The sequence below is a fragment of the Micromonospora sp. NPDC047548 genome, assembly GCF_040642975.1.
Lineage (GTDB): Bacteria > Actinomycetota > Actinomycetes > Mycobacteriales > Micromonosporaceae > Micromonospora.
Genome location: NZ_JBEYTI010000008.1, coordinates 215035 through 223510 on the forward strand (window position 1 = coordinate 215035; position 8476 = coordinate 223510).

The window sequence follows — 8476 nt, forward strand, 5'->3', positions numbered from 1 at the left end:
GGGTGTGATGGGTTCCCGCAGTGCAAGTCTGCGTACCAAGGTTGTGGCCCTGCTGGTCTCGCTGACCGCGCTCTGGGCTTTCGCGGCCTGGGTGACCCTGCGCGACGGCCTCAACGTGCTCGGCGTGCAGACGCTCGACGCGCAGGTCGCCGAGCCGAGTGAGTCACTGCGCACCGAACTCCAGCAGGAACGCCGGATGTCGCTGGCCTACCTCGGCCGCCCGAGCCAGGAGCAGGCGCAGCAGCTGCGGGAGCAGCGCCGGCGCAGCGAGGAGCGGGCCGCCGACTTCGCCGAGACGGCCCGCACCTGGCGGGCCCGGCTCTCCTCCAACGACGAGCTGGTGGAGCGGGTCGACGAGGTGGTCACCCGGCTGGACGCGCTGGGCCCGGTGCGGGACGCCGTGGCCGCCCGTTCCGTCGACCGGGCCGGTGCCGCCGACGCGTACACCGGGGTCCTCGACTCGCTCTTCCGGGTGTACGCCTCACTGGGCAAACTCGACGACGAGCAGATCGCCAAGGACACCGTCACCCTCACCCAGCTGGTCCGGGTGCGCGAGCTGATGTCCCAGGAGGACGCCCTCTTCGCCGGGGTGGCCGCCGCCGGTCGGATCAACGACCGGGAGTACGCCCAGTTCGCCCACCTCGTCGGCGCGCAACGGTTCCTCGTCGCCGAGGCGCTGGCCGAGCTGCCCGACGCCGACCGCGAACGGTACGTCCGGATGACCGAGGGGGAGTCCTTCACCCGGCTGCGGTCCCTGGAGGACCGACTGGTCCGCGACGGCCGCCCCAACGCGCCACTGCCCGTCGAGGCCGACGACTGGCAGGCCGCCATCGCCCCCGCACTGGAGGACCAGGAGGCCGCGGTGCTGGCCAGCGGCGACGCCCTGGTCGACCGGGCCACCCCGGTGGCGATCTGGGTGATCGTCCGGATGGTGCTCGCCGCAGGCCTGGGCCTGATCGCCGTCATCGCCTCGGTGATCGTCTCGATCACCACCGCCCGCGCCCTGGTCCGCCAGTTGGAACGGTTGCGCGAGGCCGCCTTCCGGCTGGCCAACGAGCGGCTGCCCGGCGTGGTGGAGCGGCTCGGCCACGGCGAGCAGGTCGACGTCGCCAGGGAGGCCCCGCCCCTGGAATTCGGCGACGACGAGATCGGCCAGGTGGGCAAGGCGTTCAACGTGGTGCAGGAGACCGCCGTGCGCACCGCGGTCGAGCAGGCCGAGCTGCGCCGCAACGTCCGCGAGGTCTTCCTCAGCCTGGCCCGGCGCACCCAGGCGCTGGTCCACCGCCAGCTCACCCTGCTCGACTCGATGGAGCGCCGGGAACACGACGCGGAGGAGCTGGAGGACCTGTTCCGGGTGGACCACCTGGCCACCCGGATGCGACGCAACGCCGAGAACCTGATCGTGCTCTCCGGCTCGACCCCGGGTCGCGCCTGGCGGCGCAACGTGCCCATGGTGGACGTGGTGCGCGGCGCGGTCGCCGAGGTCGAGGACTACACCCGGGTCAACGTGCTGCCGCTGGGCCCCGTCTCGCTCGCCGGCCGGGCGGTCGGCGACGTCATCCACCTGCTGGCGGAGCTGATCGAGAACGGGCTCACCTTCTCCCCGCCGCACACCTCTGTGGAGGTGCGGTGCCAGCTGGTGGCCAACGGCTTCGCCATCGAGATCGAGGACCGAGGCCTCGGCATGACCGAGGAGGACCTCGCCGCTGCCAACCACCGCATCGTGGACCGCTCCGAACTGAACCTGGCCAACGCCTCGCGGCTCGGCCTGTATGTGGTGAGCCGGCTGACCGAGCGGCACGGCGTGCGGGTGCAGCTCAAGGAGTCCGCGTACGGCGGCACCACCGCCGTTGTGCTGATCCCCCTCGACCTGGTGGAGACCGGCCAGGACGCCACCACCTCGGACGGCCTCCCGGCCTTCGCCGGCGAGCTCGCGCCCGTCGCGGCCGGCGCGCTCGCGCCCGTCGCGGCCGGCGAGGGCGCGGCGGCGGGGCCGCGGGCCGAGGCGTCACCAGTCGGCGGCGGCGACACCGCCGCGGACGTCGACGAGACCGACGCAGCGGCACTGCCCGTGCGGGCCCGCAGCGCGCCGTCGCCGGATGCGTCCGGGCTGCCCATCCGGTCCCGGACCCGGCCCGGGCAGGAGGCGCTCACCGGCCCCACCGTGCCGACCGGCCTGCCGACCATGGTGGCCCGACCGGCCACGCCGGAGCCGCCCGTGCCGGTCCCGACGGCGGTCGCCGCGACCGCCGATCCGGCCGGCCCGGACGCGGCGACCGACGACTCGGCACCGGCCAGCACGGTGACCGACTCCGGCCTGCCGGTCCGGGTACGGCAGGCGAACATCGCGCCGGAGTTGCGCGGCGAGCCGGCGGCGGGCGACGACGACCCGGACGGGCACGCGTCGCGCCCGCCGGAGCAGGTGCGCCGGATGATGAGCTCCTACCAGACGGGCACCCGGCGTGGCCGGACCGATGCCGCCCGCATGCTGGGAGGCGCCGCCACCGGGGCACGGGCCGGCAACGGGCCGGAGAGCGGGGACGGTCAGGCCACCTGACGGCGGGGTGCGGAAGCGCCGCGCGACGCGGCACGGTAACGGGACGTATGGCGAACACCAGTCGGGGGAGAAGAGGACGACGAGTGGGGCAGAAGACGGCTTCAAGTGCCGACTTGACGTGGCTGCTGGACGATCTGGTCGGTCGGGTGAAGCAGGCCGAACACGCCGTGGCGCTCTCCTCCGACGGCCTGCTCATGGCCTCGTCGCAGGGGCTGAGCCGGGACGACGGTGAGCATCTGGCGGCGATGGCGGCCGGGATCCAGAGCCTGGCCCGGGGCGCCGGCAAGCGGTTCGGCGGCGGGCAGGTCCAGCAGACCATCATCGAGATGCAGTCGTCGTTCCTGTTCGTCACGGCGGCGGGGCGCAACGCGTGCCTGGCGGTGCTCGCCGCCGAGGACGCCGACGTCGGGCTGATCGCGTACGAGATGGCGATGCTGGTGACCCGGGTGGGCAAGTTCGTCGCGTCGCCGACCCGAGGGCTCGACCAGCCGGCCGGCGGGAAGTAGCGGCGATGACGGTCGGGGGCGGTTCCGAGGACAGGTGGGTGGACGACCACGCCGGCCCGGTGGTCCGGCCGTACGCGGTCACCCGCGGCCGGGCCCGCCCGGTCACCGGCACGTTCGACCTGATCTCCCTGGTGACGGCGACCCGTGCGGACGTCGGCTCGGAGTCCGGGCTTGGCCCGGAACACCTGGCCATCGTCGCGCTCTGCCAGCGGATGCAGTCCGTGGCGGAGGTCGCCGCCCACCTGGACCTGCCGGTGGGGACCGTCCGGGTCCTCCTGGGCGACCTGATGGCCCGCGACCTGGTGGTGGTGCGGCCGCCACGCGGCAGCGCCGGCCTACCCGACGAAAGCGTTTTCGAGGCGGTGATCAATGGACTACGGGCACTCTGAGCGGCCGGCGGGAGCCCCGCCGCTGCCCACCGCGATCAAGATTCTGATCGCCGGTGGGTTCGGCACGGGCAAGACGACCATGGTCGGCGCGGTGAGCGAGACGAAGCCGCTGCGCACCGAGGAGGTGCTGACCGAGACGGGCATCGGGGTCGACGACCTGTCCGGCGTGGAGAGCAAGAGCACCACCACGGTGGCGATGGACTTCGGCCGGATCACGATCAGCGACGACCTGGTGCTCTACCTCTTCGGTACCCCGGGCCAGGACCGGTTCTGGTTCGTCTGGGACGAGCTGGCCCTCGGCGCGATCGGCGCGGTGGTGCTGGCCGACACCCGCCGGCTGGCGGACTGTTTCCCCTCGATCGACTACTTCGAGGAGCGGGGCACACCGTTCGTGGTGGCGGTGAACTGCTTCGAGGACGCCCGGCGCTACCGGGTGGACGAGGTGCAGGCGGCGCTCAACCTGGACCCGGGCGTGCCGGTGTTGCTCTGCGACGCCCGGCAGCGGGAGTCCAGCCGGGACGTGCTGGTCACGCTCCTGGAGCACGCCATGAAGTCCCGGGAGGCCCGTCGCCGCGCAGACTGATCACACCGCCGGGATTGGCATGTCGTGCTTCTGGATGTTGGTGTCCCGGGTCACCAGCGTGAGGCCGGCGTGCCGGGCCTGGGCGACCAGCATCCGGTCGAACGGGTCCGGACGGAGGGCCCCTCCCCGCGAGTGCGGGAAGGGGCCCTGTGTCGGTGGTACGTCAGCTGGCGATCATGCGGCGCAGCACGTACTGCAGGATGCCGCCGTGCCGGTAGTAGTCCGCCTCGCCCGGCGTGTCGATCCGGACCACGGCGTCGAACTCCACGCCGGTGTCGGTGATGACCTTCACCGTGCGCGGGGTCTCGCCGTCGTTGAGCGCGGTCACGCCGGTGATGGAGAAGGTCTCCGTGCCGGTGAGGCCGAGCGACTCCGCGGTCACGTCGACCGGGAACTGCAGCGGCAGCACGCCCATGCCGATCAGGTTCGAGCGGTGGATCCGCTCGTACGACTCGGCGATGACCGCCTTGACGCCGAGCAGCATGGTGCCCTTGGCCGCCCAGTCGCGCGACGAGCCGGAGCCGTACTCCTTGCCGGCCAGGATGACCAGCGGGACGCCCGCCTCCTGGTAGGCCATGGAGGCGTCGTAGATCGAGGTCTGCTCGCCGGTCAGGTGGTTGACCGTGAAGCCGCCCTCGACGCCCGGGACCAGCTGATTACGCAGCCGGATGTTGGCGAAGGTGCCCCGGATCATCACCTCGTGGTTGCCCCGCCGCGAGCCGTACGAGTTGAACTCGTGGCGCGGCACGCCGTGCTCGGCGAGGTACTTGCCGGCCGGCGAGTCGGCCTTGATCGAGCCGGCCGGGGAGATGTGGTCGGTGGTCACCGAGTCGCCCAGCTTGGCCAGCACCCGCGCTGCACCGATGTCGGAAACAGGCGCCGGCAGGGGCCGCATGCCCTCGAAGTACGGGGGCTTGCGGACGTAGGTGCTCGCGCCCTCCCAGGCGAAGGTGTCACCGGTCGGGGTGGGCAGCGACTGCCAGCGCTCGTCGCCGGCGAAGACGTCGGCGTACGCGGCGCTGAAGCCGGTGGCGCCGATCGCCTGGGCGATGACGTCCTGGATCTCGGCGGTGTTCGGCCAGATGTCGCGCAGGAAGACCGGGTTGCCCTGGCTGTCCTCGCCGAGCGGCTCGTTGGCCAGGTCGATGTCCATGGTGCCGGCGAGCGCGTACGCGACCACCAGCGGCGGGGACGCCAGGTAGTTCATCTTGACGTCCGGGTTGATCCGGCCCTCGAAGTTCCGGTTGCCCGACAGCACCGAGACGACGGCGAGGTCGTTCTCGTTGACCGCGGCGGAGACCTCCTCCGGCAGCGGGCCGGAGTTGCCGATGCAGGTGGTGCAGCCGTAGCCGACCAGGTTGAAGCCGAGCTTGTCCAGGTAGGGCGTGAGGCCGGCGCGCTCGTAGTAGTCCATGACGACCTTGGAACCCGGGGCCAGGGTGGTCTTGACCCAGGGCTTGCGGGCCAGGCCCTTGTCGACCGCGTTGCGGGCGAGCAGCGCCGCGCCGATCATCACCTGCGGGTTGGAGGTGTTGGTGCAGGAGGTGATCGCGGCGATCACCACGGCACCGTGGTCCAGCTCGTACTCGACGCCGTCGGCGCCGGTCACCCGGATCGGGTTGCTGGCCCGCCCGCCGGAGCCCACGGCCGCGGTCTCCAGGTCGCGCGGCTCGTCGGCCGGGTCGCTGAACTCGTTGGCCGGCGGGTCGCTGGCCGGGAAGGACTCGGCGCTGGCCTCGTCGGCCGGCCCGTTGGCGCCCCGCGGCAGCTGCTCGCGGGCGACGCCCGGCTTGAGGCCGCGCTCACCGGCGGCGGCGTCGTCGGCGACGTAGTCGGTCAGCGCGGAGCGGAACAGCGTCTTGGCGGCGCCAAGCGGCACCCGGTCCTGCGGGCGCTTCGGGCCGGCCAGGGACGGCTCGATGGTGCTCAGGTCGAGCTCCAGGCGCTCGGAGTACTCCGGCTCGTGGTCCGGGTCGTGCCAGAGGCCCTGCTCCTTGGCGTACGCCTCGACGAGCGCGACCTGCGCGGCGTTCCGGCCGGTCAGCTCCAGGTAGCGGACGGTCTCGGCGTCGATCGGGAAGATCGCCACGGTGGAGCCGTACTCCGGGGACATGTTGCCGATGGTGGCCCGGTTGGCCAGCGGCACGGCGCTGACGCCGGGGCCGTAGAACTCGACGAACTTGCCGACGACGCCGTGCTTGCGCAGCATCTCGGTGATGGTGAGCACCAGGTCGGTGGCGGTGGTGCCGGCCGGCATCTCGCCGGACAGCTTGAAGCCGACGACCCGCGGGATCAGCATGCTGACCGGCTGGCCGAGCATCGCGGCCTCGGCCTCGATGCCGCCGACGCCCCAGCCCAGCACGCCCAGGCCGTTGACCATGGTGGTGTGGGAGTCGGTGCCGACCACCGTGTCCGGGTACGCCTGGCCGTTGCGCTCCATGACCGTGCGGGCCAGGTACTCGATGTTGACCTGGTGCACGATGCCGGTGCCCGGCGGGACGACCTTGAACTCGTTGAACGCGGTCTGGCCCCAGCGCAGGAACTGGTAGCGCTCCTTGTTGCGCTCGTACTCCAGCTCGACGTTGCGCGCGAAGGCGTCCTCGCGGCCGAACAGGTCGGCGATCACGGAGTGGTCGATGACCAGCTCGGCCGGCGCGAGCGGGTTGACCTTGGTGGCGTCGCCGCCGAGGTCGCGGACGGCCTCCCGCATGGTGGCCAGGTCCACGACGCAGGGCACGCCGGTGAAGTCCTGCATGAGCACCCGCGCCGGGGTGAACTGGATCTCCACGCTCGGGTCGGCGGTGGGGTCCCAGCCGCCGAGCTGCCGGATGTGGTCGGCGGTGATGTTCGCGCCGTCCTCGGTCCGCAGCAGGTTCTCCAGCAGGATCTTCAAGCTGTAGGGCAGCCGGTTGTGGCCCTCCACCTTGTCAATCTTGAAAATCTCGTAGCTCGCGTCTCCGACGCGTAGCTGGGTCTTCGCACCGAAGGTGTCGAGGCTCGCCACGTCGTACTCCTTCACACCAGCGACCGTGAGTAGTCCTGAGCAGTTTGTCGCACCGGCCGGAGCGCCGCCCAGGTTAGGTGACACTTACCGCCGATTCTCGTCGTCAACAAAACCGTACGTCCGTCTTGCTATTGACGCAAGCCGGTGGCAGGGTTCGGGACGAGGAGGTGCCACCATGATCCATCACGTCCTGCTCGCCTGCCCCCGCAACTCGGAGGAGGCCTCCCGGGCCTTCTACGCCGGCCTGCTCGGCCTGACGGAGAAGCCCAAACCGCCGGCCCTCGCCGCCCGCGGTGGCTGCTGGTTCACCGGGTACGGCGCGGAGCTGCACCTCGGCGTCGAGGACGACTTCCGCCCCGCCCGCAAGGCACACCCGGCGCTGCTCCGCCCCGACCTGGGCGACCTCGCCGCCCGGCTGGCCGCCGCCGGCCACCCGGTCACCTGGGGTGACGACGAGCTGCCCGGCATGCGGCGGTTCCACACCGAGGACCCGCACGGCAACCGCCTGGAGTTCGTCGCCCCGATCGCCGGCTGACCGTCGACCGTTCCCGGCCGGCCGTCCCGGTCCCACGGGGGTGATCGGGACGGCCCGAGCACTCCACCCGGCCGGCCCGCCGGGGGTAGTGTTCGAGGCCGGGCCGGAAGGGGTGACGGGTGGTCGACGTACAGCACTGGCTCTCCGCGCTGCCCCCGGTCATGGTCTACCTGATCGTCGCCGGGGTGATCGGTGTCGAGAGCATGGGCGTCCCGCTGCCCGGGGAGATCGTGCTGGTCAGCTCCGCCCTGCTGGCCGCCGCCGGGGTGGTGGAGCCGGAGTGGGTGGCCTGCGCTGCGGCGTTCGGCGCCATCCTCGGCGACTCGATCGGGTACGCCGTCGGCCGGCGCGGCGGGCGTCCACTGCTGGCCCGGCTGGGCCGGCGCTTCCCCCGACACCTCGGCCCGGCGCAGCTCGCCCGGGCCGAGCAGAGCTTCGCCCGGTACGGCGTCTGGGCCGTCTTCTTCGGCCGGTTCGTGGCGCTGCTGCGGATCCTGGCCGGGCCCCTCGCGGGCGCGCTGCACGTGCCGTACCGCCGGTTTCTGCTGGCCAACGCGTCCGGCGGCCTGGCCTGGGCCTTCGGTACGACGTATCTGCTCTACACCGTCGGCCGGGCCGCCGAGCACTGGCTCAAGGATATCTCCTGGGTCGGGCTGGTCATCGCAGTCCTGGCCGGGCTCGGCAGCACCTGGTGGCTGCGCCGCCGGGCCCGGCACCTGGGGCAGGAGCCCGCGACGGGGCCGGCGGAGCCGGTCGGGGCCGGCAGCGACCACTGACCTGTCGCCCAGGACGGCGGCGGATGCGGGCATGACGAAGGGCCGGCCCCGGGTGGGGGCCGGCCCTGTCGTTGTGGTGTGTCAGGAGGTGGCGGAGTAGCCGCGGGTGGCGATCCAGTCGGCGAG

Annotated in this window: 7 protein-coding genes and 1 pseudogene; 6 read left to right on the forward strand and 2 right to left on the reverse strand. The window is 72.4% G+C overall.

Annotated features, from left to right (window positions below):
* The first annotated feature begins 7 nt into the window (after positions 1–7).
* From ABZ807_RS11965 to ABZ807_RS11980, 4 genes are read left to right on the forward strand one after another with little or no spacing between them, the layout of a single operon-like run.
* Positions 8–2557 (forward strand): nitrate- and nitrite sensing domain-containing protein, encoded by a 2550-nt coding sequence (locus tag ABZ807_RS11965; protein WP_357155572.1) that lies wholly within the window; start codon positions 8–10, stop codon positions 2555–2557.
* Positions 2558–2604: 47 nt separating this feature from the next.
* The gene (locus tag ABZ807_RS11970; RefSeq protein ID WP_357155574.1) at positions 2605–3063 is read left to right on the forward strand and encodes a roadblock/LC7 domain-containing protein; all 459 of its coding nucleotides are present in this window, start codon (positions 2605–2607) and stop codon (positions 3061–3063) included.
* A 5-nt stretch (positions 3064–3068) separates the two neighbouring features.
* The gene (locus ABZ807_RS11975) at positions 3069–3452 is read left to right on the forward strand and encodes a DUF742 domain-containing protein (RefSeq protein WP_357155576.1); all 384 of its coding nucleotides are present in this window, start codon (positions 3069–3071) and stop codon (positions 3450–3452) included.
* The gene (locus ABZ807_RS11980) at positions 3433–4035 is read left to right on the forward strand and encodes an ATP/GTP-binding protein (RefSeq protein WP_357155578.1); all 603 of its coding nucleotides are present in this window, start codon (positions 3433–3435) and stop codon (positions 4033–4035) included. Before ABZ807_RS11975 ends, ABZ807_RS11980 begins: the two co-directional genes overlap by 20 nt.
* Here the strand turns inward: ABZ807_RS11980 and ABZ807_RS11985 are convergent.
* Both ABZ807_RS11985 and ABZ807_RS11990 read right to left on the reverse strand, forming a co-directional pair.
* A pseudogene (locus ABZ807_RS11985) lies at positions 4036–4137 on the reverse strand (PIN domain nuclease); the annotation flags it as partial.
* A gap of 61 nt (positions 4138–4198) precedes the next feature.
* On the reverse strand, positions 4199–7054 hold the full coding sequence (locus ABZ807_RS11990; RefSeq protein ID WP_357155580.1) for an aconitate hydratase: 2856 nt from the start codon (positions 7052–7054) through the stop codon (positions 4199–4201).
* Between the two features lie 160 nt (positions 7055–7214).
* On the opposite strand from ABZ807_RS11990, the gene ABZ807_RS11995 reads away from it, so the two are divergent.
* Both ABZ807_RS11995 and ABZ807_RS12000 read left to right on the forward strand, forming a co-directional pair.
* A complete protein-coding gene (locus ABZ807_RS11995; protein ID WP_357155581.1) occupies positions 7215–7574 on the forward strand; it encodes a VOC family protein in 360 nt (119 codons plus the stop codon).
* Between the two features lie 119 nt (positions 7575–7693).
* Positions 7694–8350: a DedA family protein gene (locus ABZ807_RS12000; protein ID WP_357155583.1), complete on the forward strand. Its 657-nt coding sequence runs from the start codon at positions 7694–7696 to the stop codon at positions 8348–8350.
* Positions 8351–8476: the final 126 nt, after the last annotated feature.